The 25,054-nt window shown below is 58.7% G+C and carries 24 protein-coding genes and 1 tRNA gene; 17 read left to right on the forward strand and 8 right to left on the reverse strand.

Annotated elements, in window-relative coordinates; translation table 11 throughout:
* Positions 1-366: 366 nt before the first annotated feature.
* Both KHU30_RS22775 and KHU30_RS22780 read right to left on the reverse strand, forming a co-directional pair.
* Positions 367-1,386 (reverse strand): hypothetical protein, encoded by a 1,020-nt coding sequence (locus KHU30_RS22775; protein WP_211444901.1) that lies wholly within the window; start codon positions 1,384-1,386, stop codon positions 367-369.
* A gap of 23 nt (positions 1,387-1,409) precedes the next feature.
* Positions 1,410-1,485, reverse strand: a tRNA-Phe gene (locus KHU30_RS22780).
* A 218-nt stretch (positions 1,486-1,703) separates the two neighbouring features.
* On the opposite strand from KHU30_RS22780, the gene KHU30_RS22785 reads away from it, so the two are divergent.
* From KHU30_RS22785 to KHU30_RS22805, 5 genes are all read left to right on the forward strand, one after another.
* Entirely contained in the window at positions 1,704-2,906 is a 1,203-nt protein-coding gene (locus KHU30_RS22785) for an FAD-dependent monooxygenase (protein WP_230427546.1), read from the forward strand.
* 11 nt (positions 2,907-2,917) lie between these two features.
* Positions 2,918-3,640: a DsbC family protein gene (locus KHU30_RS22790; protein WP_211444903.1), complete on the forward strand. Its 723-nt coding sequence runs from the start codon at positions 2,918-2,920 to the stop codon at positions 3,638-3,640.
* Positions 3,641-3,756: 116 nt separating this feature from the next.
* On the forward strand, positions 3,757-4,356 hold the full coding sequence (locus KHU30_RS22795) for a nucleotidyltransferase family protein (protein WP_211444904.1): 600 nt from the start codon (positions 3,757-3,759) through the stop codon (positions 4,354-4,356).
* A 123-nt stretch (positions 4,357-4,479) separates the two neighbouring features.
* Entirely contained in the window at positions 4,480-4,938 is a 459-nt protein-coding gene (locus KHU30_RS22800; RefSeq protein WP_061944368.1) for a DUF3429 domain-containing protein, read from the forward strand.
* 4 nt (positions 4,939-4,942) lie between these two features.
* A complete protein-coding gene (locus KHU30_RS22805) occupies positions 4,943-6,796 on the forward strand; it encodes a M61 family metallopeptidase (protein ID WP_211444905.1) in 1,854 nt (617 codons plus the stop codon).
* A gap of 63 nt (positions 6,797-6,859) precedes the next feature.
* Here KHU30_RS22805 and KHU30_RS22810 read toward each other — a convergent pair whose 3' ends face one another.
* Positions 6,860-7,453, reverse strand: coding sequence for a UbiX family flavin prenyltransferase (locus KHU30_RS22810; protein ID WP_211444906.1), 594 nt, complete (start codon positions 7,451-7,453; stop codon positions 6,860-6,862).
* A gap of 8 nt (positions 7,454-7,461) precedes the next feature.
* Positions 7,462-7,773 (reverse strand): Grx4 family monothiol glutaredoxin, encoded by a 312-nt coding sequence (grxD, locus tag KHU30_RS22815; RefSeq protein WP_061944363.1) that lies wholly within the window; start codon positions 7,771-7,773, stop codon positions 7,462-7,464.
* A gap of 300 nt (positions 7,774-8,073) precedes the next feature.
* Here grxD and rplU point away from each other — a divergent pair, with 300 nt between their 5' ends.
* From rplU to proB, 4 genes are all read left to right on the forward strand, one after another.
* Positions 8,074-8,385 (forward strand): 50S ribosomal protein L21, encoded by a 312-nt coding sequence (gene rplU / locus KHU30_RS22820; protein ID WP_098494182.1) that lies wholly within the window; start codon positions 8,074-8,076, stop codon positions 8,383-8,385.
* 41 nt (positions 8,386-8,426) lie between these two features.
* The gene (rpmA, locus tag KHU30_RS22825; RefSeq protein WP_211444907.1) at positions 8,427-8,684 is read left to right on the forward strand and encodes a 50S ribosomal protein L27; all 258 of its coding nucleotides are present in this window, start codon (positions 8,427-8,429) and stop codon (positions 8,682-8,684) included.
* Between the two features lie 273 nt (positions 8,685-8,957).
* Positions 8,958-10,067: a GTPase ObgE gene (obgE, locus tag KHU30_RS22830; protein ID WP_211444908.1), complete on the forward strand. Its 1,110-nt coding sequence runs from the start codon at positions 8,958-8,960 to the stop codon at positions 10,065-10,067.
* A 124-nt stretch (positions 10,068-10,191) separates the two neighbouring features.
* Positions 10,192-11,310: a glutamate 5-kinase gene (gene proB, locus KHU30_RS22835; protein ID WP_211444909.1), complete on the forward strand. Its 1,119-nt coding sequence runs from the start codon at positions 10,192-10,194 to the stop codon at positions 11,308-11,310.
* 90 nt (positions 11,311-11,400) lie between these two features.
* On the opposite strand, the gene KHU30_RS22840 is transcribed toward proB, so the two are convergent.
* Positions 11,401-11,985, reverse strand: coding sequence for a CNP1-like family protein (locus KHU30_RS22840; RefSeq protein ID WP_211444910.1), 585 nt, complete (start codon positions 11,983-11,985; stop codon positions 11,401-11,403).
* A gap of 8 nt (positions 11,986-11,993) precedes the next feature.
* Complete coding sequence (locus KHU30_RS22845) at positions 11,994-12,563, reverse strand: RNA pyrophosphohydrolase (RefSeq protein ID WP_211444911.1); 570 nt, start codon at positions 12,561-12,563, stop codon at positions 11,994-11,996.
* Positions 12,564-12,823: 260 nt separating this feature from the next.
* Between KHU30_RS22845 and KHU30_RS22850 the strand changes: the two genes are divergently transcribed.
* From KHU30_RS22850 to KHU30_RS22870, 5 genes are all read left to right on the forward strand, one after another.
* Positions 12,824-14,560 carry a proline--tRNA ligase gene (locus KHU30_RS22850; RefSeq protein WP_211444912.1) on the forward strand — a complete coding sequence of 579 codons (1,737 nt, stop codon included), beginning with the start codon at positions 12,824-12,826 and terminating at the stop codon, positions 14,558-14,560.
* A 301-nt stretch (positions 14,561-14,861) separates the two neighbouring features.
* Positions 14,862-15,482: a lytic transglycosylase domain-containing protein gene (locus KHU30_RS22855; RefSeq protein ID WP_211445017.1), complete on the forward strand. Its 621-nt coding sequence runs from the start codon at positions 14,862-14,864 to the stop codon at positions 15,480-15,482.
* Between the two features lie 279 nt (positions 15,483-15,761).
* A complete protein-coding gene (locus KHU30_RS22860; protein WP_211444913.1) occupies positions 15,762-17,207 on the forward strand; it encodes an alkaline phosphatase in 1,446 nt (481 codons plus the stop codon).
* A 73-nt stretch (positions 17,208-17,280) separates the two neighbouring features.
* Positions 17,281-18,714: an alkaline phosphatase gene (locus tag KHU30_RS22865; RefSeq protein ID WP_211444914.1), complete on the forward strand. Its 1,434-nt coding sequence runs from the start codon at positions 17,281-17,283 to the stop codon at positions 18,712-18,714.
* Positions 18,715-18,811: 97 nt separating this feature from the next.
* Positions 18,812-19,483: a hypothetical protein gene (locus KHU30_RS22870; RefSeq protein WP_211444915.1), complete on the forward strand. Its 672-nt coding sequence runs from the start codon at positions 18,812-18,814 to the stop codon at positions 19,481-19,483.
* A 114-nt stretch (positions 19,484-19,597) separates the two neighbouring features.
* Here the strand turns inward: KHU30_RS22870 and KHU30_RS22875 are convergent, their stop codons facing one another.
* Together KHU30_RS22875 and ffh are read right to left on the reverse strand one after the other, a co-directional pair.
* Positions 19,598-19,966: an SWIB/MDM2 domain-containing protein gene (locus KHU30_RS22875; RefSeq protein WP_211444916.1), complete on the reverse strand. Its 369-nt coding sequence runs from the start codon at positions 19,964-19,966 to the stop codon at positions 19,598-19,600.
* Positions 19,967-20,288: 322 nt separating this feature from the next.
* Positions 20,289-21,656, reverse strand: coding sequence for a signal recognition particle protein (ffh, locus tag KHU30_RS22880; RefSeq protein ID WP_211444917.1), 1,368 nt, complete (start codon positions 21,654-21,656; stop codon positions 20,289-20,291).
* A gap of 478 nt (positions 21,657-22,134) precedes the next feature.
* Between ffh and KHU30_RS22885 the strand changes: the two genes are divergently transcribed.
* From KHU30_RS22885 to KHU30_RS22895, 3 genes are all read left to right on the forward strand, one after another.
* On the forward strand, positions 22,135-22,944 hold the full coding sequence (locus KHU30_RS22885; RefSeq protein WP_211444918.1) for a cytochrome C assembly family protein: 810 nt from the start codon (positions 22,135-22,137) through the stop codon (positions 22,942-22,944).
* A complete protein-coding gene (locus KHU30_RS22890; RefSeq protein ID WP_211444919.1) occupies positions 22,941-23,207 on the forward strand; it encodes a PP0621 family protein in 267 nt (88 codons plus the stop codon). Before KHU30_RS22885 ends, KHU30_RS22890 begins: the two co-directional genes overlap by 4 nt.
* 104 nt (positions 23,208-23,311) lie before the next feature.
* Positions 23,312-25,051, forward strand: a complete 1,740-nt coding sequence (locus KHU30_RS22895; RefSeq protein ID WP_230427547.1) for a sensor histidine kinase — start codon at positions 23,312-23,314, stop codon at positions 25,049-25,051.
* The last annotated feature ends 3 nt before the right edge of the window (positions 25,052-25,054 follow it).

Consider the following 25,054-nt stretch of genomic DNA (forward strand, 5'->3'; position numbering starts at 1 on the left):
TTTATAACGACAAACGCATGCACTCCGCGCTTGGTTATCAATCACCCAACCAGTTCGAGGCACAACACGCTCCGCAAGCGGCTTAGTTTCTAGTTCAACCTTGGTCCAGCCCGAGGGGTTCAGTCCATAAGTGGGTCAGTTTTCGGCGCAAATCAACAGCAAGACCCTAGCGGTGAGCGGCTAACCTATTTTGCGCTTCGTTCGCGGTTCGATAAGGCAAGGGCAATATCAGGTGTGAGCTTTCAGTTCCGAGATTTACGTGCAAAGGCAGCAACGGATACTGAGGACTTATCGCATGCACAGCGATTGCTCGGACATAAAAATCGTACTACCACTGAGATTTACACTCGTGATCGAATTGGGGATTTAGTGAAGCCTCTCGGGCGTATCCGACGAAGTTGACTCTACGGTTGTAGCTTTGCCCGGGTCAGATTTGTCGTCTGGCGCTCTAGGACGTTCTAACATCCAGGCAAACGGACTAGCTACGATGAAAACCAAGACTGTACCTGCGAACGTTTGCCAGAAACTCGCATATCCGAAGCTTTTGCCTGCGGCGACGATAAATGTAGTTGAGGCGATGCAAGTTGCCGCAAAGATTAATTGGGCTGTTCGAAGTCGTAGGATTACAGTTTTTTCACGCGATAGTAATTTGGTCCGAAAAACTACGGCCAGTGTTGGTATGGCGAAGAATAGGGCACCAAAGATATTCATCCATTTAGAGAGCAGTGACTCACTGGGTTTTGTGATGTCGTTGATCGGAATGGAGGAAACCCCAATAATCCGAGCCCTAGAGCTAAAAGCTGGTTTTCCGCCTGAACTCAGAATGGACATGGTGATGCTGTCTTTAGGGTTAAGGAGCGTGGGTGCGATATGAACGGTTTTCGTATCACTGGCGTCGATAACAGCCTGAACGTCTTCCGGCGTTTTGGAGGTCACGCGAGCTCGCACAATGGATGGTGCTTCGCCCGCTCTAAGCAGCCTCGCAAAATTTTTCTCAAATGATAGGTCGGAGTCAGGGGATGGTGCGATACCAATTTCGATAGGCATCTCGAAATCTTTAGTGGATACCGCTTTGTCTCCGTCGTTGGACAGCTTGAGGACAGAAAAATAAGGCTCTTTAATGGCGATCCCATCTATCGATACTTCTAACCCAGGAACCAAGTCTGTGGACGAAAGCTGGAGCGATGATTGAGATAATACTTGGATGACAAGGGGTTTGCCGCTGTTGACTGGTTTGCTGAGCCACCAAGGGATAAATACTCCCGCCACTGCTACGGCGAGCATCACTAGATACTTCCAATCCAGTTTTTTCAACATGGGTGCTTGAAAGTTGGGCGCGAATTGTAGAAATTCGGCTTTATTTGTAGAAAAGCGGGTCAGCAGCATTAACCGCTAACCCGCTTGAATCTTGGTGGCCCGGGGCGGAATCGAACCACCGACACAAGGATTTTCAATCCTCTGCTCTACCGACTGAGCTACCAGGCCAAGGGACAGGAGTATAGCAAAACATTTTTAATCCGCAAAGCCCATTGTTGAATTTTTTTAAAAAAACTTTGCATGGCACTGTGCAAGCCGTTCCGGCGGGGCCTCGGCGGCCTGGCAGCCCATATTTCATGGTGCTCGCGGGTCCTTCTGAACGTAATCGCTATAATGGCGGCATGAAAGATATCGGATCAATGTCGAAAACTGCTGGCGCATCGCCGATGGCAAAACATCAGTGCGATATTTGTATCGTTGGCAATGGCGCTGTCGGCAAAGCGGCAGCGCTTGGCCTGGCGCAGATGGGCTTGCGCGTCACCTTGCTGGGGATGGCGCCGGGGACTGCCGCAGCTGCCGCGCCGGATGCATGGGACACGCGTGTGTATGCGTTGAACCATGTCGCGCGTACTTTGTTGTCTACCGTCAAAGTCTGGGACGCACTGGACCTGGCGCGGGTTGCCGCGGTCGAAGGCATGGCGATCAAGGGCGGGACCGGCAGCGGCGCGGGAAACCTTTCCTTCGATGCTTATAGTGCGCACGTCGACGCGCTGGCATGGATTGTTGAGGACAGGAATCTTAACCAGGCCTTGGATGCCGCCCTGAAATTTGCATCGAACGTGCGCGTGATTACCGGCCGCGTGCAAAGCATGCAGGTCGATGCGGCCGCTGCGACGGTGCAGCTGGATTCGGGCGAGACCATCGCAGCGGCCCTGATCGTCGGCGCCGACGGCGCGCAGTCCTGGGTGCGCAGCCAGTGCGGCATCGGCATCGATTACCGCTCTTATAAGCAGCGCGGCGTGGTCGCCAATTTTTCCTGCGAGCGGCCGCACCACGGTATCGCCTATCAGTGGTTCACCGAAACCGAAGGCATCGTTGCTTTGCTGCCGCTGCCCGGCCAGCGCGTATCGCTGGTCTGGTCGGCGCCGGAAGCGCTGGCGCTTTCATTGCTGGATGAACCCTTGTCGCAGGTGGCGGCGCGCCTGTCATTGCTGGCGGCAGACCAGCTGGGACAGCTGCAGCCCTTGCAGCCAGAGCTGGCGCAAGGCTTTCCTTTATCCCTGCTCAAGACGCATGCCCTGGTGGCGCCGCGGGTGGCGCTGATCGGCGATGCCGGCCACGTGGTGCACCCGCTGGCCGGACATGGCATGAACCTGGGCTTCGGTGATGTCGCTGCGCTGATCCAGGTGCTGGCCGAGCGCGGCGCACATCGCGATTACGGCGATGAGCGCCTGCTGGCGCGTTACGCCCGTTCGCGCAAGGAAGAGATATTATTGATGCAGATGACCACCGATGGCCTGGAGCGGCTGTTCGGATTCGATTTCAGCCCATTGCGGCTGTTGCGCAACGCGGGGTTGAACTTGCTGGACAAGATACCAGTCTTAAAAAGACAACTGATGACCCACGCTTTGGGTCGGACAAGCGAATAACTGGAATAGCGATGAAAAAAACAAGCGTGATGCTGGCGGCGTTGATGGCCCTGTGGGCAAGCGTGGCCTCTGCCGAAACCTTGCAGGAAGCCGCGGTCAAGAAACTGATCGAGCCGCGCCTGGGCGAGGGAGCCAAGGTCGACGAAGTAACCAAGACGCCGTACGCCGGCTTGTTTGAAGTGCGCGTCGGCAGCGATATTTTCTATACCGATGCGGCAGCCAAGTATGTGTTCGTCGGCCGCATCATGGATGCCCAGTCTTCGCGCGACTTCACGCGAGAAAGAGTCGATGAGTTGAACAAGGTCAAGTTCGCCGACCTGCCGCTGGAGCTGGCCATGAAGAAGGTCAAGGGCAACGGCAAGCGCGTGATCGCGGTGTTCGAAGATCCTAACTGCGGCTATTGCAAGCGCTTCCACAAGACCACTTTGCAGGAAGTCGACAACGTCACGGTTTATACCTTCCTTTTCAACATCCTGGCGGAAGACTCGTCGGTCAAGGCGCGCAACGTCTGGTGCAGCGCCGACCGCAACAAGGCATGGACCGACCTGATGGTGGACGGCAAGGCCGCCGTCGCCGCGCCGACATCCTGCCAGGCGCCTAACGACAAAGTCCTGGCGCTAGGCCAAAAGCTGAATGTGACCGGTACGCCGACGATTATCTTCGCCGACGGTTCGCGTGTACCGGGCTGGATCGATGCCAAGACCATGGAAGCAAAATTCTCCACTTTGAAATAGTTCGCGGTCTATCGCAGTTTATTATTCTCGCGGCATACAGCATCGGGCTCCGGCATGGTCAATATCATCGATGAAGATATCGGCCTGGAGCCGGATCCTGCCACTCACCGTCCGCTATGAGCCATTCTCGATATAGCGGCCAGATCGTCGGCTTGTTGCTGGCCGCCGGCCGTGGCCGGCGCTTCGATCCGACCGGCATCCGGAGCAAGCTGCTGCAAAAGCTGCCGACGGCAGACGGCCGGACGGTGCTCGCCAGCGCTGCCGCCAGGCTTGCCGCAGCGCTTCCTCTTTGCATTGTGTTGCGTCCGGATGTGCCGGAGCAGATCGCGCAAATTGCGGAATATCCCTGGGTGCAGTGTGCAAACGCCGACGACGGCATGGCGGCGTCGCTGGCGTGTGGCGTGCAGCGGACCGCGGATGCTGCCGGCTGGATCATCGCGCTGGCGGACATGCCGTATGTTGAAACCGCAACCATCCAGGCGCTGGCGGCGGCGCTGCGCCGGGGCGCCGATATCGCCGCGCCGGTTTTCGAAGGGCGGCGCGGCAATCCGGTCGGCTTCAGCCGCCTGCACCTGCCGCGCCTGCTGGCCTTGCGCGGCGACCAGGGCGCCCGCAGCCTGCTGCAATCGTTTCCCGTCGTCGAGGTGGCGCTGGACGATCCCGGCATACACCAGGACATCGACACCGTCGCCGATATACGACAATCCTCCTCGTGAAGCAGGAAATCAGCAGGTGTTTTCAGCGTCGCGCTGCCTAGGAGCGGCCGAACATGCGCAATCCCGCTACACTATCGTCTTTTTGCGCAGCCCCGGCAGCCCATTTGACGTTATCCTGACCAGATGAACCCACATTTCCTGAACAAACGCATTATTCATTTACTCGGCTATGCCGGGCTGATTCCGTTCGTGCTGCTGACGCTGGCGAGCTGGCTGGTCAGCGTCGACTGGCTGCGCGATTTCATCCGCGGCCAGCTGGCATACGGCATTGCCGCGCTGTCTTTCCTGGGCGGGATCCATTGGGGCGCGGTGGTGCTGCGCGCCAACCTGTCTGCCGATCACACCCGCAAAGCCTTGATCTGGGGCGTGGCGCCGACCATCATCGCCTGGTTCTCGACCATGGCCGGCGGCTTCGGCTTCGCCTTGCTGATCGCCGGTTTCATTGCCGCTTACCAGGCCGACAAGCGCCTGTTCCCATGGTACGGCTTGCCGTCCTGGTTTATTGAATTGCGTTTCAGGCTGACCTGCGTCGCGGTGGCGGCTCTGATGCTGACCGTAATCGCCGGTAACGTTCGAGGATAAGAAGATGAAAAAGAATACAAGCAAATCGGGCGTCAAAGCCAGCCGCGGCATTCTGTCGTACAGCATCGTCGCCGCCGATCCGGCCGCCCATCTGTTTGCCGTGACCCTGACGATCGCCGATCCGGCCGCGGTCGGCCAGATTGTCGCCTTGCCGGCATGGATCCCGGGTAGCTACATGATCCGCGAGTTTGCCCGCAACATCGTGCAGATCCGCGCCGAATCGAATGGCCGCAAGATCGCTCTCCGCAAAATCGACAAGCACTCCTGGCAAGCCGCGCCCTGCGACGGTCCGCTGACCTTGCATTACCAGGTTTATGCCTGGGACCCGTCGGTGCGTGCCGCGCATCTGGACCAGACCCATGCCTTTTTCAATGGCACCAGCGTCTTCCTGCGCGTGGTCGGCCAGGAAAATGTTCCGCACGTAGTGGATATCCAGCGGCCGCAAGGCGAAGCCTACGAAGCGTGGCGCATCGCCACCGCGCTGCCGACGCTGAAAGCCAAGCGCGGCGGGTTTGGCAGCTATGCCGCCGCCAACTACGATGAGCTGATCGATCACCCTGTCGAAATGGGCACTTTCCAGCTGCTCAGCTTCAAGGCGCATGGCGTGCCGCATGAAATGGCGATTACCGGCAATGTGCCGAATCTCGATCTGGCGCGCCTGAGCGCGGACCTGAAAAAGATCTGCGAAACCCAGATTGCTTTCTTCGAACCGGCCGGCAGCAAGTTCGCCAGGCGCGCTCCGATGGAGCGCTATGTATTCATGACGATGGCGGTAGGCGACGGCTATGGCGGGCTGGAGCATCGCGCATCGACCGCGCTGATCTGCGCGCGCAGCGACTTGCCGGTCAAGGGGCAGGCGGAAATGAGCGACGGCTACCGTACTTTCCTCGGTCTTTGCAGCCACGAATATTTCCATACCTGGAACGTCAAGCGCATCAAGCCGGCAGCTTTCGCACCTTACGATCTGCAAGTGGAAAACTACACGCCGCTGCTGTGGCTGTTCGAAGGCGTCACCAGTTATTACGACGACCTGATGCTGTTGCGCAGCGGCCTGATCGACCAGGCTGCGTATTTCAAGCTGGTTGAAAAGACCGTCAATGGCGTGCTGCTGGGCAGCGGCCGCCGCAAGCAAAGCGTGGCGGAATCCAGCTTTGACGCCTGGGTTAAATATTATCGTCAGGACGAAAACGCGCCGAATGCGATTGTCAGCTATTACACCAAGGGTTCGCTGGTGGCGCTGGCGCTGGACCTGACCATCCGCACGGAAACCAAAGGCAGGAAATCGCTGGACGATGTGATGCGCGCCCTGTGGCAAAAATACGGCCGCGATTTTTATGCCGACAATGGCTTGGGCGGCCGTGGCGTCAGCGAGGCCGCCGTCGAAGCCTTGTTCGACGAAGTCACGGGCCTCAAGCTGAAGCGTTTCTTCGACCGTTACGTGCGCGCCACCGACGATTTGCCGTTGGCGAAACTGTTGGCACCGACCGGCATCGTGGTGGCGGACCAGCGCAAGCCGGGCAAACCTTCGCTGGGCGCGCGCATCGCCTACAGCGGCGGCGACTGCAGGCTGGCTAATGTATATGAGGGTGGCGCCGGCCATCGCGCCGGCTTGTCGGCCGGCGATGTGCTGGCGGCGATCGATGGCATCCGGGTGCCGGCCAAGCTGGATACCTTGCTGGCGCGGTATCGGGTTGGCGACACTATTACGGTCCACGCATTCCGGCGCGACGAGCTGCTGGTTTTCAGCGTCCGCCTGCTGGCCGACAGCGCGCCGCAAGTCAGTCTCGATGCGGAAGCCAAGCCGGCGCTCGGTACAGCAATGCGCAGTGCGTGGCTGGCAGGGCGCAACAGCCGTTGAGTGCGTAGCGGCCGATGCACAGCAGATAAAAAAACCGGGCAGATTTGAGCTGCCCGGTTTTTTTTATTCCGCCTTCAAGCCGTTCCAGCGCGGCGTCAGCGCATGTTCGATAGCGAACAAGTCAAGCACCCGCCCCAGCGTATGGTCGACCATTTCCGCGATGCTTTGCGGCCGGTGATAGAAGCCCGGCAATGGTGGGAAAATGATGCCGCCCATTTCGGTGACGCTGGTCATATTGCGCAGATGCGCCAGGTTGAAAGGCGTTTCGCGCACCATCAGCACCAGACGCCGGCGTTCCTTGAGAACCACGTCCGCGGCGCGGGCAATCAGATTGTCCGACAGGCCGTGCGCGACCGAGGCCAGGGTTTTCATGGAGCAGGGCGCGACGATCATGCCGTCGGACTGGAACGAGCCGCTGGCGATGGAAGCGCCGACATCGCGCACATTGTGGACCACGTCGGCCAGCGCTTCGACCTGCTTGCGGCGCATTTCCAGTTCCTGGTGCAGGTTCAGCACGCCGGCATCGGAAATCATCAGATGGCTTTCGACGCCGGGCAGCTCACGCAGCAGCTGCAGCAGCCGCACGCCATAGATGACGCCGGTGGCGCCGGTGATGGCGACGATCAGGCGGCGTGGCGGCGGGCTGGTTGAGACCACGAGCGGTCTCAGGCTTTCAGCAAGGTTTGCAGTTCGCCGGATTCGAACATTTCATTCATGATGTCCGAGCCGCCGACGAATTCGCCGTTGACGTAAAGTTGCGGAATGGTAGGCCAGTTGGAGTAATCCTTGATGCCTTGGCGCACGACCGGATCTTCCAGGACATTGATGGTGACGATGTTTTCAGCGCCGCTGGTTTTCAACAACTGGATGGCGCGGCCGGAAAATCCGCATTGTGGGAACTGCGCGGTTCCTTTCATGAACAGCACCACCGGGTTGCTGGTCACGGTTTCCTTGATCCACGCTTGTACATCGCTCATGGCAATACCTTAAAAAAGTTCAGAATACCGTCATTATATGAAAAAGGCCGCTGCGCTGCTGGTGAGTCTGGCCTTATGAGACTGCCGACGGCTTCGATAGTGCCGGAGTTGCCAGGGGGAAGCATGGAAGTGTGGTGAATTCCGCACTTGTCAAGAGATTTTGACGAAAGGTCCAAGTCCATGTACAATCTCAGGTTCTCCCGATTCCGCCCAGTGATTTTGCATTTGCTTGTCGCTGATTATGGTGTTTTAGGAAAGAAATTTTTTTAATAGTCTTCAATCATTTCGATGAGGTTTCATATGTACGCGGTCATAAAAACCGGTGGCAAACAATATAAAGTTGTTGCCGGCGAAAAACTCAAAATAGAACAGATACCTGCAGACATTGGCACCGAACTCACTATTGATCAAGTGCTTGCAGTTGGCGCTGGCGATTCCCTGAAATTCGGGGCGCCATTGGTCGAAGGTGCTACGGTGTCGGTTAAGGTATTGGCGCAAGGTCGCCACGATAAAGTCAAGATCTTCAAAATGCGTCGTCGTAAGCATTATCAGAAGCATCAAGGCCATCGTCAAAATTACACCGAAATTCAAATCGTTTCGATCAACGGCTAATACCAGCGGCGATTGACTTAACCAGATACCAGGAGTTTTAAATGGCACATAAAAAAGGCGGCGGCACTACGCGCAACGGCCGTGACTCAGAGTCAAAACGACTCGGCGTCAAGGTCTACGGTGGCCAAGCGATCAACGCTGGCGGCATCATTGTTCGTCAACGCGGCACTAAGACGCATCCAGGCGAAAATGTTGGCATGGGCAAGGATCACACCCTGTTCGCACTGATCGACGGCAAAGTACAATTCGTAACCAAGGGCGCTACCCAGCGTAACTACGTTACTGTCGTAGCAGCTTAAGCAACACTCTAAGCGTCGACACAAGCGAGGCCGCTGGCCTTGCTGCGAAAGGCTCTGCCGCTGGTAGAGCCTTTTTAGTTTCTGGTCGTAAAACACTGCCCGGACAGCAAAGCATGCGCGGCGACTTCAAGCCGCAGCGGTGGATTGCATCGGGTAGAGTTGTCGCTATTGCAATGACGGCCGGCGTGGCCGCTGCAACAATGCGCAAAAATCGGTAAAGTTACCCGTGCATTTCAATCAGAATTTAACCTCCAACCTCATTAGGACCTTCGAATGAAGTTTATAGATGAAGCAAAAATCGAAGTCATTGCCGGCGATGGCGGCAATGGGGTTGCGAGTTTTTGCCGTGAAAAATTCCGCCCGTTCGGCGGCCCTGACGGTGGCGATGGCGGCGTAGGCGGCAGCATCTGGGCTGTCGCGGACCGTAACATCAACACCCTGGTCGATTATCGTTTCTCCAAGATGCATCGCGCCGGCCGTGGCGAAAACGGCCGCGGCTCGGATTGCTACGGCAAGGGCGCCGACGATATCAAGCTGCGCATGCCGGTCGGCACCCTGATCGTCGACATCAACACCGGCGAAGCGATCGCCGACCTGACCGATCACGGCCAAGAAGTGTTGCTGGCCAAGGGCGGCGAGGGCGGCTGGGGCAATATCCACTTCAAATCATCGACCAACCGCGCACCGCGCCAGAAAAGCGACGGCAAGGAAGGCGAACGCCGTGAATTGCGGCTGGAGCTGAAGGTATTGGCCGACGTCGGCCTGCTGGGACAGCCGAATGCCGGCAAATCGACTTTCATCACCGCGGTGTCGAATGCCCGCCCGAAGATCGCTGACTACCCGTTCACCACCTTGCATCCGAACCTGGGCGTGGTCCGTGTCAGCCACGAAAAGAGTTTCGTGATCGCCGACATCCCGGGCCTGATCGAAGGCGCGGCAGAGGGCGCCGGACTGGGTATCCAGTTCCTGAAGCACTTGCAGCGCACCGGTTTGCTGCTGCACATCGTCGATCTGGCGCCGTTCGAAGACACGGTCGATCCGGTCAAGGAAGCCAAGGCGATCGTCAAGGAGTTGAAGAAATACGATCAGTCGCTGTTCGACAAGCCGCGCTGGCTGGTGCTGAACAAGATCGACGTGATTCCGGAAGGCGAGCGCGTCAAGCGCGTCAAGGATTTCATCAAGCGCTTCGGCTGGAAAGGCCCGGTATTTGAAATTTCCGCGCTGAACCGCGACGGCTGCCCGGAACTGGTGACCGAAATCTACGGCTACCTGGCGGAAAAGCGCCAGCAGGAAACCCGCTCGGAAGAGACGCACATGGCGGTGGAAGCCCAAGCCATCCTGTCTATCGATCCGGACGATCCGCGTTTCAAGATCCTGGATTAAACAGCCGTTGGCGGCCGTTATCGATGGGGGAAGTTCCTGCATTGATCGCGGCCTTATTTTTGTCCGTTGTTTTTGTCCGTCGCCTTGTACCATTGGCGGCTGGACAGCTGCTATAGATAAACACATGAATTCCGTCATTCAAAAAGCCAAGCGCATCATCATCAAGGTCGGATCCTCCCTGGTAACCAATGACGGCAAGGGGCTGGACGCCGGCGCCATCGCCAAATGGGCGACCCAGATCGCCGAATTGCGGGCGATGGGCAAGGAAGTGGTGCTGGTCAGTTCCGGTGCGGTGGCTGAAGGCATGCAAAGGCTGGGCTTCGACAAGCGGCCGACCAGCATCGATGAACTGCAGGCTTGCGCCGCCGTCGGCCAGATGGGCCTGGCGCAGATCTACGAAACCAGTTTCCGTGCCCACAATATCCGTACCGCGCAGGTACTGCTGACCCACGCCGACCTGGCCGACCGCGAACGCTACCTGAACGCGCGCTCGACCTTGTTCACCCTGCTGCGCTTTGGCGTGGTGGCGATCATCAACGAGAATGACACGGTGGTGACCGATGAAATCAAGTTCGGCGACAACGATACCCTGGGTGCGCTGGTCGCCAACCTGATTGAAGGCGATGCCCTGATCATCCTGACCGATCAGAAAGGCTTGTTCACCGCCGATCCGCGCAAGGACCCGAATGCCGAATTCGTGCATGAGGCGAAAGCCGGCGATCCGGCGCTGGAAGTCATGGCAGGCGATGCCGGCACCAGCATCGGCCGCGGTGGCATGATCACCAAGATTCTGGCCGCCAAGCGTGCCGCCAGCTCCGGCGCCCATACGGTGATCGCCTGGGGCCGCGAAGATGCGGTGCTGACCCGGCTCGCCGGCGGCGAAGCCATCGGCACGCAGCTGCTCGCGCAGACCGGACAACTGACTGCGCGCAAGCAGTGGATGGCGGATCATCTGAAAACCGCAGGCAAGGTCATGCTGGACGCCGGCGCCGTGCAAAAGCTGCGCAACGAGGGAAAATCCCTGCTGCCTATCGGCGTCACCGCAGTGTCTGGCGAATTTGGCCGTGGCGACGTGATTACCTGCACCGACGCCGATGGTCATGCCATCGCGCGCGGCATCAGCAATTACACCAGTTCCGAAGCGCGCCGCATCATGCGCCATCCATCTTCGGAAATCCAGGCCATCCTCGGTTTTGTCGAGGAATCGGAATTGATTCACCGGGACAATATGGTATTGGTCTGAGCGGATTGCCCAGTACGGTCACCGCAGGCAATAAAAAACGGCTCCGCAGAACGCAGGAGCCGTTTTTCATTCATCAAGTCACGCTGGCGATCAGCTACCTGGCTTGATCGGGCGATTGCTGGTGATTCTGCTGCGGATATCTTCAACTCTGCCTGCCACCATGCCATCCTGGCAAAGATAGTCTTTGGCCAGGGAAGCGTGATGCCGGTTGCCGGCCGAATCATTGATCCGCTTCCAGTCGTTCAGGCGCGCCCGCGACCAGCTGCCATCCTTCTGGCCGAATGCATACAGCTTGCTCTCATAAGTCTGGCAGCGGATTCCCTCATAGCTGACATTTTGCGCTCCGGCCTCGCTCTTGCTGACCAGTGTATAGCGCACGACGCCGTCTTTACCCGCCGAGATCGATTTGAGGTCGATGAAGAAATTCATGGTGGCGGTCGGGCTGACATAGAACGATACCAGGTTGGCCGCCTGCGGCGCCGGCGGAATCTCGGTCTTGATTTCCTGCCATGACTTGCCGTCGTCATCGTCGTCGAAATCGCCGGGATTCAATTTCATGGCGCTGCCTTGATCGAAGGAATCGGCGTGCACGTGCGCGGTCATGCCCAGCAACAGCAGGCCGGCGGCCAGTAGCCGTGATATTTGGGTAACGGGGATGCGTAAAACAAAAGCCATGGAGGCGCTCACTTTTTTTCGGGTTCTGCGGGTGTGGATTGGTTCGCTGCACGCGGTCCGTGGCCGGTGCGCAGATGACGGGCGTGATGCGGCGCGCTCTGCAAAGGACGCGTCAGGAAACGTGATAATTCTTGCAAGGCGCGTTGATAGACATCCCGCTTGAATTCGATCACGACATCCAGCGGCACCCAGTAGTCATGCCAGCGCCAGGCGTCGAATTCGGGGTGTTCGGTCAGGCGCAGGTTGACGTCGCAGTCGCGTCCGGTCATGCGCAGCAGGAACCAGATCTGCTTCTGCCCGCGATAATGCCCGCGCACGTCGCGCTTGATGAAATGGTCGGGCACTTCATAGCGCAGCCAGTCGCGGGTGCGGCCGATGATCTTGACGTGTTCCGCCTTCAACCCGATTTCTTCCTCGAGTTCACGAAACATGGCCTGCTCCGGGGTTTCACCGTATTTGATACCGCCCTGTGGAAATTGCCACGAGTGTTCGCGCACGCGCTTGCCCCACCAGACTTCATTCTGGGTATTGAGCAAGATAATGCCGACGTTCGGGCGAAAGCCTTCACGGTCAAGCATGTTGTTACCTCAAAACTTTCTGCGGCCAGGCGGTTCTCCTGCCTGATTCCTTGCTTGCTGTCATCATTGCGGAACAAAGCTGCCGGTCTAGCCCCGGTCAACCACTCTGTCCTCGCCCGATTAGGCGCGCAATCTGCCCCGGCCAGGGGTGCCTATGGCCAGAACATCAATCAAATGTGCAAAGAGTAGGCGCATCAGCCAGCTAATCCTTTAAAATTGAGTTGATTATAACCCTCTCTTTTTAAAAAGAATTCATCGTTATGCGCGCCTCCCGTTTTTTTATCTCCACGCTCAAAGAAGCCCCATCCGATGCGGAAATCGTCAGCCATAAACTGATGATGCGCGCCGGCATGATCAAGCGCATCAGTTCCGGCATCTACACCTATATGCCGATGGGCCTGCGCGTGATCCGCAAGGTCGAGAATATTGTGCGTCAGGAAATGAACCGTTCGGGGGCGGTGGAATTGCTGATGCCGGTAGTGCAGCCCGCCGAACTCTGGCAGGAAACCGGGCGCTGGCAGAAATACGGCGCTGAACTGATGCGCGTCAAGGACCGTCACGGCCGCGACTTCATCATCCAGCCGACTTCGGAAGAAGTGATTACTGACATCGCCCGTACGGAACTGCGCTCCTACCGCAAGCTGCCGGTGAATTTTTACCATATCCAGACCAAGTTCCGCGATGAGCGCCGGCCACGCTTCGGCCTGATGCGCGGCCGCGAATTCACCATGAAGGATGCCTATTCCTTCGACCGCGACCTGGACGGCCTGAAGCAGTCTTACCAGATCATGTACGACGCCTACGTGCGTATTTTCAACCGTTTCGGCTTGCAGTTCCGCGCCGTGGCGGCCGATAACGGCGCCATTGGCGGCACCGGATCGCACGAATTCCATGTCATCGCCGCTACCGGTGAAGACGCCATCGTGTACTGCCCGAACTCGGACTACGCCGCCAATATGGAAGCGGCCGAATCCCTGCCGCTGATTCCGACTCGCGCGGCGCCGGCACAGGCGCTGACCAAGACGGCGACGCCAGGCAAAGCCAAGTGCGAAGCGGTGGCTGAGTTCCTGCAGCTGCCTTTGACGCAAACCATCAAGTCCATCGTGCTCGCCGTTGAAAAAGAAGCAACGGATAAAGAGCCTGCCAGCAAGGCAGTGTGGCTGCTGATGCTGCGCGGCGACCACGAACTGAACGAAATCAAGGCTAACAAGATTCCTGGCCTGGCCGGTTATCGTTTCACTACGGAGCAGGAAATCGTCGAGTATTTCGGCACGCCGCCTGGCTATCTCGGCCCGGTCAACACCAAGAAGCCGGTGACCGTGGTGGCTGATGTCAATGTGGCAAACATGCACGATTTTGTCAGCGGCGCCAACGAAGTCGATTTCCACTACACCGGCGTCAACTGGGGCCGCGACTTGCCTGAGCCTATGGTGTTCGATATCCGCAATGTGGTGGAAGGCGATCCATCGCCGGACGGCAAGGGCGCGCTGGCGATTCTGCGCGGTATCGAAGTCGGCCACGTGTTCCAGCTCGGCACCGCCTACTCGGAAGCGATGAAGGCGACTTTCCTGGATGAAGGTGGCAAGCCGCAACTGTTGCAGATGGGCTGCTACGGCATCGGCATCACCCGTATCCTGGGCGCTGCGATCGAGCAGAATTTCGACGACAAGGGCATCATCTGGCCGTCGGCGATCGCACCGTTTGAAGTCGTCGTATGCCCGATGGGCTACGATCGCAGCGAGGCGGTAAAGGCCGAGACCGACAAGCTGTACGAAGCGCTGCTGGCCGCCGGCGTCGACGTCATCCTGGATGACCGCGGCGAACGCCCGGGCGCCATGTTTGCAGACTGGGAACTGATCGGCGTACCGCATCGCATCGTGATCGGCGACCGTGGCTTGAAAGATGGCCAGATCGAGTACCAGGGGCGGCGCGACACCGAAGCCACGCAGGTGCCGCTGGTCGAGATGGAGGCGTTCATCAAAGCCAAGCTAGTGTAGTGTTTCGTAGGTAATGGCGCTTCAGAAATGGTGGATTTTCGCGTCAGGCTAGGCGGATGGCCGCCCCGCGCAAACCGGAGCGATAGCGAGACTATCGCGAGGATTTGCAACGACGCATGGCGCGAAAAGACGCGGCCGGCCAGGCGCCGTTTATGAAGTGTCATTATCTGCGAAATACTACACAGGTTTCCTAAATACAACAAAATCACGGCGCAACGGTTTCTTGCGCCGTTTTCTTTGTATACTCCTTGAAAAATAAAAAGTGTTTCTAAGGGAGTATCGATTGCGCTGGTCTCGTTGGATGAGCGTGCTGTCCATCTTGCTGCTGTTGAGCGGCATGGCGCATGCCGGAAATCAAAAAGAAGAAGAGCTGGCGGATTCGGTGCGCCTGGCTTTGTCACGCGCCATCAATGATGCGCGTCCGCCGAAACCCCAGTTCAGCGACATCGACCAGCGCATCCAGTACCTGTACTGGCTGGGCGAAATGTCGGAACGCCTGAAGAAAAAACTGCCGGATGCGCAGATGCGCATCGAATTCCTGGAAACCGCCTGGTATGAAGCCAAGCGCGCCGGCCTCGATCCCGGCATGGTGCTGGGCCTGATCCAGGTTGAATCGGCTTTTCGCAAATATGCCTTGTCCAGCGTCAGCGCCCACGGCTACATGCAGGTCATGCCGTTCTGGAGCCGCGTGATCGGCGATTCCGACCGCAGCAAGCTGTTCAACATGCAAACCAATCTGCGCTACGGCTGTTCCATCCTGCGCATGTACATCGATATGGAAAAGGGCAATCTGTATCTTGCGCTGGGCCGCTATAACGGCAGCCGCGGCCGCCCGGAATATCCCAATGCCGTGCTGGCCGCCTGGAAACGCTGGGAATACAAGGATGCTTCACCGTTGCATACGGTCTCTGCCCAACAGTAATTACCCGTCGCTCTGACTGCGGCGCGCCCTGCGCTCGCCGCCCCCATCTGCTGTTTTCCCCTCAAGCATGATCCAGATAGCTGGTCCGGCAACGCCCGGGCCGGCTTTCTGCCGTCCGGCCGCAGCGCTTGCCCGCCTGCTGTTCCTGCACCAACAGGAATTTCTCCAAGGCTTGGCGTAAATCGCTGAGCGTCATCAAGTTGTAACAAGATGCAGTTACAGTTGTAACAAAATATTACAAATGCTTGCATATTTCTGGTTGACAACACGGAGCGATGAATGAAATTAAGTATATGGATTGCCGCCGCCACGGCGTCGGTGGCGCTGGCGGGGTGCAGCGGTTCCAGCAATTCCCTGGTAGAGGCGCCGGTCGAGCGGCCTGAAGTCAAGCCGGCGGCAAAGAACGTGATTTTCTTCCTGGGCGACGGCATGGGCATCACCACCATGACAGCGGCGCGCATTTACAAGGTAGGCGAAGAGGGCGATCTGACTCTCGATACCTTGCCGGAAACCGGTTTCGTCACGACATATTCGAACGATGCCCAGGTCACCGACAGCGCACCGTCGATGGCGGCTTACATGACCGGGGTCAAGGCCAATAATGAAGTGATCTCGATGTCAGCCAATACCAGCGCCCGCGATGCCAGCGGCAAGAGCTATGTCAGCGGCGCCGACAGCACCTGTCCGAGCGGCAATGGCACACCGGCCGATACCCTGCTGGAAATCATGAAAGCGAAGGGCTACAGCACCGGCGTCGTGACCACTACCAGGATCACCCACGCGACGCCGGCGGCGACGTATTCGCATATCTGCCACCGCGACGGCGAAAACAATATCGCCGCGCAGCTGACGCCCAAGGGCGCCGGTTTCAACAGCAAGCTGAGCGATGGCGTCGATGTGATCTTTGGCGGCGGCCGCCGTCACTTCCTGCCGAAGACCGATGCCGACAGCAAGCGCAGCGACAGCCGCGACCTGGTTGCTGAATTCAAGGCCGCTGGGTATGCCTACGCAGCCAATTTCGCCGACTTCGACAAGCTCAGCAACACGGCGCCGAAAGTGGTGGGCCTGTTCAACAAGGACCACATGACTTACGACCTTGACCGCGACGCGGCCAAGGAACCGAGCCTGGCCCAGATGACCGGCAAGTCGATCGATCTACTCAACAGCAAGAAGACCGGCTTCTTCCTGATGGTGGAAGGCGGCCGCATCGATCACGCGCTGCATGCCACCAACGCCCGCCGCGCCTTGCAGGAAACCGTCGCTTTCGACGATGCCGTCAAGGTCGCGCTGGACAAGATGCAGCAAGTCGATCCGGGCTTGAAGAACACCTTGGTAGTGGTCACTGCCGATCATGATCATTCGATCCTGCTGAACGGCTACGCCAAGCGCACCGGCAAGACCACCAGCAGCGAACCGGGCGTGCTCGGCCTGGTGAAGAATGTCCTGACCGGCCAGCCTGAGCGCGACATCAACAATAATCCGTACACCGTGATCGGCTTTGGCAACGGCCCCAACCATCTGGCTGCGCGCGGCGCCTTGTCGGACATGCAGGTGGCCGGCAAAGACTATCTGCAAGAATCGGTGATCCCGACCGAAGCGGGCGGAGAGACGCATGGCGGCACCAATGTCTTTATCGGTGCGCAGGGCATGGGCGCCGAGAACATCCGCGGCGTGCTCGACAACACCGAGGTGTTCGGCCTGGTGAAAAAAGCCGTCGGCCTGTGAGGCCTCCCGCGAACCACACGATTGAGTCGCGCAACCATCAAGCAAAACGCAACAAAGAGTCCAAAGGTCAGACATGAAAATCAATCTAGCAGCTTCCAAGCAATTTCCGCATCGCCTCCGCCAGGGCGCCGCCTTGTGTGCGCTGGCGCTGCTGTGCGGCGGGCAGGCCCTGGCCGCCGATGCGGCGCCGGCGAAAGCAAAGAACGTCATCTTTTTCCTCGGTGACGGCATGGGGCCGGTGACCGTCACGGCGGCACGCATCTATGGGCATGGCGAAGCCGGCCGCCTGACGATGGAGACGCTGAACCGCACCGCCCGCGTCAAGACTTTCTCGCTGGATGGCCAGACCACCGACAGCGCGCCGTCGATGGCGGCCTACATGACCGGCGTCAAGATGAAGAACGACGTCATCTCGATGTCTTCCGACACCAATGCCTTCGATGCCAACGGCAAGCCGTATCAGAACAATGCCGACTCGACCTGCGTCGCCGGCAATGGCCAGGCGGTGCAGACCTTGCTGGAATTATCGAAGGGCGCCGGCAAGGCGGTCGGCGCCGTCAGCACCACCCGCATCAGCCACGCGACGCCGGCGGCAACCTACGCTCACGTCTGCAACCGCGATGCCTACAACACCATCACCGAGCAGGCGACGCCAGGCGCGCCGCGCTACAACCTGGCGCTGAAGGACGGCGTCGATGTCTTGCTCGGCGGCGGCCTGCGCCACTTCTTGCCGAAATCCGATCCGGCCAGCAAGCGCAACGATAATCTGGATCCGCTGAGCATGTTCAAGGCTGCCGGCTATACCTACGTTGCTTCCGGCACGGAATTGAGGAGCGTCAATCCGGCCAGCGTCAGCAAGCTGCTCGGCTTGTTTACCGCCAGCGACATGGATTACGAGCTGGACCGGGTCAAGAAGAAGCTGAACCAGCCTAGCCTGGCCGAGATGACGGAGAAAGCCATCGGCGTGCTGAAGAAAAATCCGAACGGCTATTTCCTGATGGTGGAAGGCGGCCGCATCGACCACGCCCTGCACGGCACCAATGCCAAGCGCGCGCTGGAAGATACGTTGGCCTTCGATGCGGCGATCAAGAAGGCGCTGGAACTGGTCGATTTGAAAGACACCTTGATCGTGGTCACGGCGGATCATGACCACGCCATCGGCTTCAACGGCTATCCCAAGCGCGGCAATCCCATCCTCGGGAAGGTCGCCAATTATGCCGACGGCAAACTTGCGCTGGCGGCCGACGGCAAGCCCTATACCACGCTGGTATTCGGCAATGGCAGCGCGCCGCGGCGGCCGGAAGACAGCGACCTGACCAATGTCGATACCGAAGCCGACGACTACCTGCAGCAGGTCGGCGTGCGCTTTGCCGGCTCGCCCGGTTCGGAAACCCACGGCGGCGGTGACGTCATGCTGTTTTCAGCCGGCGCCGGCAGCGACAGTTTCAAAGGCACATTTGAAAACATCAAGGTGTTTGGCAAGGTCAAGAATGCGCTTGGCCTGTAATACGGTTACCTGAGTAGTACTTACGCCGCCATCGTTCCGGTGGCGGCATTTTTTTGGTGGAAAAATGATTTGCTTTAAAAAATGCAGGAATGGCTTGATGCTTGCTGCACTGGCCGTGGCGTCGCTGATGCCGGTGGCGATGGCGGCGGAAAACGTCGGCGGTCCGGATCAGAATTTGCAGGTGCGGCACTATGCGATGACCATCGGGCGCGATGGCGTCAAGCGCGAAACCACATTCACCGAGCGCGTGTACCGCCGCAACGACCAGGTCTGGACCGAACGTCTGATCGCCGGCGAGTCCGCCGACGCACATGATCACGGCGACGACCACGGCAGCCACAGCCACCCGGACGCCGGCAGCTCGCCGATGTGGGTACGGCGCCTGGCCGACGGTACGCTCGATGCGCGCCTGATCGAGCGCCATCAGCGGCGCAGCATCAAGGTTGACTCCCAGTACTACGGCAATATCGGCTTCAACGGCAGCTGGGGCAGCACGTTTTTCCTGAGCGATCCGCAAAGCCTGAAAAGCATGCGCGCGGTGGGTGCGGTCAGGGACGGCGTACAGCAGTATGAAAGCAAGCGGGGCGATCTGACGGTGCGCGTCAGCTGGGATGTCAACGGCCGGTATCCGCGCCGGGTAGAGTCGCTGGAGGCGCATGGCAATGCGCGCCGCGAAACCCTGGTCAGCGTGATCGAAGCGCCCAAGGTCTTGCCATGGAACACGCTGGCTGGTTATGCCGAAATCGACTATTCGGATTTGCTCGATTAAATCCCGTGTTTCTGCTGCGGTGTAAATGCTGCGGAAACAAAAACGCCCGCGCGATGCGGGCGTTTTTGTTTGGCACCCAGGGCGGCGCAAACGACTGCGGCTAAGCCCCAAGCATTATTTCAAGTGATCGGAAATGAGTTTTGTCATTTCAAACATCGACACTTCTTTTTTGCCGCCAAAGACAGCTTTCAATTTGTCATCTGCAACAATATTGCGCTTGTTTGCTGGATTTTGCAGATTGTGCTTCTTGATGTACTCCCACACTTTCTTGGTGACTTCAGTGCGTGGCAGCGGGGCCGCGCCGACGACCGCAGCCAGCGTGGCCGATGGCGTCAGTGGTTTCATGAATGCTGCATTCGGCTTGCGCGCTACAGTACCGGTTGCAGTGACTTTTTTAGGAGCTGCCTTTGGCGCCGATTTGGTCGGTGCTTTCGCCGGTGCGACAGCTTTCTTCGCTGCTGGTTTTTTTGCTGCTGTGGCCATCTTTGAGCCTCCTTCAGGGATATGGGAAAAATGCGTCAAGCACGCATCGCTAATAGTGTTGCGCTTTTCTTGGCGATGCAAGCGTTTTTTATGGGTTTGTGCGGGATTTGATACGGAAGCGCGCGCCCTGCCGAGCCACGAAAAACCGCGGACTGGCGCGCTTGCGCGGCTGTTTGCGATGATCTGTAGAAATTCGGGGCAGGTAACAGTTGGCGCCGGCCGCCGCTGCGGAGCGTCCCGGGGCGCTCCGGTTTGCTGAAAAGCCTTGCAAGTCAATGACTTGCAAGGCTTTTCAGGTCTTGCGGCAGTGCCTGCGCAGCGTTTAGCGCATGCCTGGCATCATGCCCTTCATGCCGCGCATCATTTTCATCATGCCGCCGCCCTTGAGCTTTTTCATCATCGACTGCATTTGGTCAAATTGCGACAGCATGCGGTTCACTTCTTGCACCTGCACCCCGGCGCCGACGGCGATGCGGCGCTTGCGCGAAGCCTTGATCAGCTCCGGCTTGGCCCGTTCCTGGGCAGTCATCGAGTTGATGATGCCTTCCATCCGGCGTACCTGTTTCTCCGCCTGGTCCATATTGGCGCCGCCCGCGGCTTGCTGGAATTGCGCCGGCAGCTTGTCCATCAGGTTCGACAGGCCGCCCATTTTCTTCATCTGGCCGAGCTGCGCCTTGAAGTCGTTGAGGTCGAACTTGCCGCCGCCCTTGATTTTGTGCGCCAGGTCCTTGGCTGCCGCTACATCGACGCCTTTCTGCGCTTCTTCGACCAGCGCCAGGATGTCGCCCATGCCGAGGATGCGGTTGGCCATGCGGGTTGGGTCGAACGCTTCCAGGCCGTCCAGTTTTTCAGCGGTGCCGGCAAACTTGATCGGCTTACCGGTGATATGCCGCACCGACAGCGCCGCGCCGCCGCGCGCATCGCCGTCCAGCTTGGTCAGCACGATGCCGGTCAGCGGCAAGGCGTCGTTGAAGGCCTTGGCGGTATTGATGGCGTCCTGGCCGAGCATGGCGTCGACCACGAACAGGGTTTCGATCGGCTTGACGGCGGTATGGATGGCGCTGATTTCCTTCATCATCGCTTCGTCGATGCCGAGGCGGCCGGCGGTGTCGATGATCAGGACGTCATGGTAATGACGCTTGGCATAGTCCAGCGCGGCCAGCGCGATATCCACCGGCTTGTCGCTGATCTCGGTGGGAAAGAAATCGGCGCCGACCTGCGCCGTCACGGTCTGCAGCTGGCCGATCGCGGCTGGACGGTAGACGTCGGCGGAGACGGTCAGTACTTTTTTCTTCTTTTGTTCGCGCAGATACTTGGCGAGCTTGCCGACGGTGGTGGTTTTACCCGCACCTTGCAGGCCCGCCATCAGGATGATGGCCGGCGGCTGCGTGGCAAAACTCAGCTGCGAGGCTTCCGGGCCGAGGTCCGCGCCCATCAACGAAGCCAGCTCGCGCTGCACCACGCCGACCAGAGCCTGGCCCGGGGTCAGCGAGGCGATGACTTCTTCGCCCAGCGCTTTTTGTTTAACGTTGGCGATGAATTCGCGCACGGCAGGCAAGGCGACGTCGGCCTCCAGCAAAGCCAGACGGACTTCGCGCAGCATTTCTGCGGTATTGGTTTCGGTGAGGCGCGCTTCGCCGCGCATGGTTTTGACGACTTTGGCGAGGCGTTGGGTAAGATTGTCGAGCATGGGTACGCAGCGTTTCCAGAAGAGGTGCAATCGGTCAATGTGAACTAGCGCAGTGTTTTGCACATAATGACACTTAATAAACGGCGGCTAGCTGACCGCGCCTGGCCAGCCGCATCTTTTCGCACCATGCGCCGTTGCAAATCCTCGCGATAGCCCTCTATCGCTCCGGTTTGCGCCTGGCCTGGCACGAAAATACACCATTTTTTAAGCGCCCTTACTTACATGCGAAGCACTGCACTGCTCGCGCGCAGCTGATGCGCCAGCGCGCTGCAAAAGGTCACAGTAATGCTTGTAAACCGCCATTTTACCTGATGCCGGGCAAACGCCTAGCATTCAGGGGCGCGGCAAAGACCTGTGCATCAAATAGCAGGAGAGGAATGATGTGCAAGTTGCAAGAAATGAAGCCGGGCTTCGACCGCACGCATGTTCGCCTTGTTTGAGCACGCCGCGCAGACGCCACATGTTGTAAACTTACACGATGCAAACATCTCTTTTCGTTCTGGTGGCGCTGCTCTATATAGGCTGCACCTTTTTGCCGTCGAGCCGGCGCCAGACTATTTCGATTGTCGTCGCCGCCGCCTGGTTGCTGCATGGCGGCGTGCTGTGGGCCGACGTGGTCGGGCCGGAACAGTTGCGGGTCGGTTTTTCCATGATGCTGTCGGCGACCTTATGGGTGTCGGTGGCGGCTTATTGGCTTGAAAACCGCAATTACACCCTTGACGGCCTGCGGGTGCTGGTGTTGCCGATGGCAGCCCTGGCGGCGGTGCTGCCGGCAGTATTTCCAGGAAATATGGTGCCCCTGAACGGCAAGTCGCCGGTTTTCCTGTGGCATATCGTGATTTCCATCCTGGCTTACAGTACGCTCACGATTGCTGCCTTTCATGCTGTACTGATGGTGTTGCAGGAATCGCGCCTGCATACCCGGCCGGGCGGCGTCAAGGCCGGCTGGTTCGGGCTGGCGCTGGATCGCCTGCCGGCGCTGCTGACCATGGAAAAGCTGCTGTTCCGCCTGATTGCTTTCGGATTTTTCCTGCTGACGCTGACCGTGCTGTCAGGCGTGGTGTTTTCGGAAGAATTGTTCAACAAGGCCTTCAAATGGGATCACAAGACCATTTTCACCATGCTGTCATGGGCCCTGTTCGGCCTGCTGCTGGCCGGCCGCCGATGGCAGGGCTGGCGCGGCCGCACCGCGCTCAGTTTTACCTTGACCGGGTTTGCCATTTTGTTACTGGCGTATGTAGGGAGCCGTTTCGTGCTTGAAGTTGTGTTGCATCGGGTATTGGTATGAAATTCATTATTTTAATTGTCATTGTGCTGGCCGTGATCGTCTGGCTGCAGCGCCTGCAGAAAAATCTCGGCCGCGATCGTTCGTCCTCGGCGGGAACCCCATCTTCTGGCGGTGCGGCCTCCGCCGCCAATGAACCGGCCCAGGCTGAGGCGATGGTGGCTTGTGTCCATTGCGGCATCCACTTCCCGGCGTCGGAAGCGATTGCCGATGCCTCCGGCGCGCCTTTCTGCAGCGCTGAACATCGCCGCCTGCATTCTTCCTAGCGCGCTCAATACTTGAACATTTGCGCTCATTCCGGGCCGGGCTCGCCTGCCGAGGGCAACTGGTCCGGAATTTCAACATTCATCGCGAGACAGGATATTTGCGCATGACCAGCTCCAGCCTTACTTCGCAGAGCGAAAAGCCTGACACTTTCTGGCGCACGCTGCAAACCTTCAACGTGACGCGGATCGTGGTTGCTATGGTGATGCTGGCCTATGTCAGCAGCCAAAGCAAAGGCGAGATATGGTTTTCCCAGCTCTTCACGGGAGCTGAAATCTGCGGCGCCTATCTGTTGTGCGCCATCCTCTTCACGCTGGTGACTACCTACTACCGGCGCTATTACATGCTGCAGATCGCGCTGCCGATCACGGTGGACCTGGTCGCCGTGTCGATTCTGTATATAGGTGCCGGCGGCGCCAAAAGCGGCCTGGCGATCCTGTATCTGTTTCCGCTGGCCGGTGCGGCCATTCTGGCGCCCTTGCTGGTAGCGCTGTTTTTTGTCTCGGTCGCGACCATGGTGCTGCTGGCGGACAGCGGCTATCAGATTCTGCAATCCTCTCCGGATATCTCCACCGTGCAAGCCGGCTTGTATGGCGGCGCCTTCTTCTTCGCCGTGCTGGTGATCAACCGCCTGGCGCACAAGCTGATCAAGCAGGAAGAGCTGGCAACCCAGCGCGGCCGGGATTTGCGGGTGCAGATGGACATCAACCGCATCGCCATCAAAGACATGGGCGACGGCTTGCTGGTGGTTGATCCGATCGGCACGCTGATCATGGCCAATCCGGCTGCGGAAAGGATGCTGGGCCTGTCGTTCCCGATGACGGACGATGAGCCGCGCCATAAGCTGAGCGATTATGCCTTGCTGGCGCCGATCACCGATGCATTGTTTGCCTGGGAATCGCGGGTCAGCGACTTGCCGCGGCCCGGCGCGCCGGTGGTCGGCGAGGCGGTATTCGTCACGATCAAGCATACCGACGACCTGGGCCAGGAAGCGGCCGCGATTGACTGGAGCGGGCGACGCGAGCTGGCAGCGCATCTGAAAGTGCGCTTTGCCGCGGTCAGGATGCGCGAACTGAGCGAGTATCGCGCCGTCATTTTCCTGCAGGATGTCAGCGAAATCGAAAACCAGGCGCAGCAGCTGAAGCTGGCCGCCATGGGGCGCCTGACAGCCAGCATCGCCCACGAAGTGCGCAATCCGCTGGCCTCGATTTCCTATGCCGCCACCTTGCTGTCCGAGGAAGCGGGCAGCCAGACGCAAGCGCGGCTGGTGACGATCGTCGAAGACAACGTGGCGCGCCTGGACCGCATGATCGAGGATATCCTGAAGCTGTCGCGCAAAGCGCAGCGCCAGCTGGAACCGATTCAGCTGGCGCCGCTGCTGCACGATATCGTCAATGATTTCAAGCAGACGCATGCGGTGGCGCCCGGCGCCATTGTCCTTCAGATCGAACTGACGGACCGTTACCACGTCTGGTTCGATCCGCTGCATTTGCGCGAAGTGGTGACCAATCTGCTGTCGAATGCGGTGCGCTACGCCAGCGGCCGGCCGGGCGGGATGCGTTTGCATATCATGTCCAGCGTCGCCGGGCGGCTGGAGCTGCATGTGCAGGACGATGGCGAACCGATTTCTCCGGCAGTGCGGGCGCACCTGTTCGAGCCGTTTTACACCACTTCCAGCAAGGGCACCGGACTGGGCTTGTTTTTGGCGCGCGAATTGTGTTTGAATAACGGCGCATTACTCGATTATGAATACCGGCATGATGTTCAAGGACAGAATTCCAGCCATGTGAGTGGTCGTTTTGTTATTGCGTTTGCTCCCCGTGATCCTCTGTCATTAGCTGACTAGAAC

This window comes from Collimonas humicola, from assembly GCF_018304945.1.
Classification (GTDB): Bacteria; Pseudomonadota; Gammaproteobacteria; order Burkholderiales; family Burkholderiaceae_D; genus Collimonas; species Collimonas humicola.

Excerpts from the sequence above, each read along its gene's own strand:
- KHU30_RS22775 (WP_211444901.1), bottom strand. The coding sequence starts at position 1,386 with ATGCTGCTGACCCGCTTTTCTACAAATAAAGCCGAATTTCTACAATTC.
- KHU30_RS22785 (WP_230427546.1), top strand. The coding sequence starts at position 1,704 with ATGGCAAAACATCAGTGCGATATTTGTATCGTTGGCAATGGCGCTGTC.
- KHU30_RS22790 (WP_211444903.1), top strand. The coding sequence starts at position 2,918 with ATGAAAAAAACAAGCGTGATGCTGGCGGCGTTGATGGCCCTGTGGGCA.
- KHU30_RS22795 (WP_211444904.1), top strand. The coding sequence starts at position 3,757 with ATGAGCCATTCTCGATATAGCGGCCAGATCGTCGGCTTGTTGCTGGCC.
- KHU30_RS22800 (WP_061944368.1), top strand. The coding sequence starts at position 4,480 with ATGAACCCACATTTCCTGAACAAACGCATTATTCATTTACTCGGCTAT.
- KHU30_RS22805 (WP_211444905.1), top strand. The coding sequence starts at position 4,943 with ATGAAAAAGAATACAAGCAAATCGGGCGTCAAAGCCAGCCGCGGCATT.
- grxD (WP_061944363.1), bottom strand. The coding sequence starts at position 7,773 with ATGAGCGATGTACAAGCGTGGATCAAGGAAACCGTGACCAGCAACCCG.
- rplU (WP_098494182.1), top strand. The coding sequence starts at position 8,074 with ATGTACGCGGTCATAAAAACCGGTGGCAAACAATATAAAGTTGTTGCC.
- rpmA (WP_211444907.1), top strand. The coding sequence starts at position 8,427 with ATGGCACATAAAAAAGGCGGCGGCACTACGCGCAACGGCCGTGACTCA.
- obgE (WP_211444908.1), top strand. The coding sequence starts at position 8,958 with ATGAAGTTTATAGATGAAGCAAAAATCGAAGTCATTGCCGGCGATGGC.
- proB (WP_211444909.1), top strand. The coding sequence starts at position 10,192 with ATGAATTCCGTCATTCAAAAAGCCAAGCGCATCATCATCAAGGTCGGA.
- KHU30_RS22840 (WP_211444910.1), bottom strand. The coding sequence starts at position 11,985 with ATGGCTTTTGTTTTACGCATCCCCGTTACCCAAATATCACGGCTACTG.
- KHU30_RS22845 (WP_211444911.1), bottom strand. The coding sequence starts at position 12,563 with ATGCTTGACCGTGAAGGCTTTCGCCCGAACGTCGGCATTATCTTGCTC.
- KHU30_RS22850 (WP_211444912.1), top strand. The coding sequence starts at position 12,824 with ATGCGCGCCTCCCGTTTTTTTATCTCCACGCTCAAAGAAGCCCCATCC.
- KHU30_RS22855 (WP_211445017.1), top strand. The coding sequence starts at position 14,862 with ATGAGCGTGCTGTCCATCTTGCTGCTGTTGAGCGGCATGGCGCATGCC.
- KHU30_RS22860 (WP_211444913.1), top strand. The coding sequence starts at position 15,762 with ATGAAATTAAGTATATGGATTGCCGCCGCCACGGCGTCGGTGGCGCTG.
- KHU30_RS22865 (WP_211444914.1), top strand. The coding sequence starts at position 17,281 with ATGAAAATCAATCTAGCAGCTTCCAAGCAATTTCCGCATCGCCTCCGC.
- KHU30_RS22870 (WP_211444915.1), top strand. The coding sequence starts at position 18,812 with ATGCTTGCTGCACTGGCCGTGGCGTCGCTGATGCCGGTGGCGATGGCG.
- KHU30_RS22875 (WP_211444916.1), bottom strand. The coding sequence starts at position 19,966 with ATGGCCACAGCAGCAAAAAAACCAGCAGCGAAGAAAGCTGTCGCACCG.
- ffh (WP_211444917.1), bottom strand. The coding sequence starts at position 21,656 with ATGCTCGACAATCTTACCCAACGCCTCGCCAAAGTCGTCAAAACCATG.
- KHU30_RS22885 (WP_211444918.1), top strand. The coding sequence starts at position 22,135 with ATGCAAACATCTCTTTTCGTTCTGGTGGCGCTGCTCTATATAGGCTGC.
- KHU30_RS22890 (WP_211444919.1), top strand. The coding sequence starts at position 22,941 with ATGAAATTCATTATTTTAATTGTCATTGTGCTGGCCGTGATCGTCTGG.
- KHU30_RS22895 (WP_230427547.1), top strand. The coding sequence starts at position 23,312 with ATGACCAGCTCCAGCCTTACTTCGCAGAGCGAAAAGCCTGACACTTTC.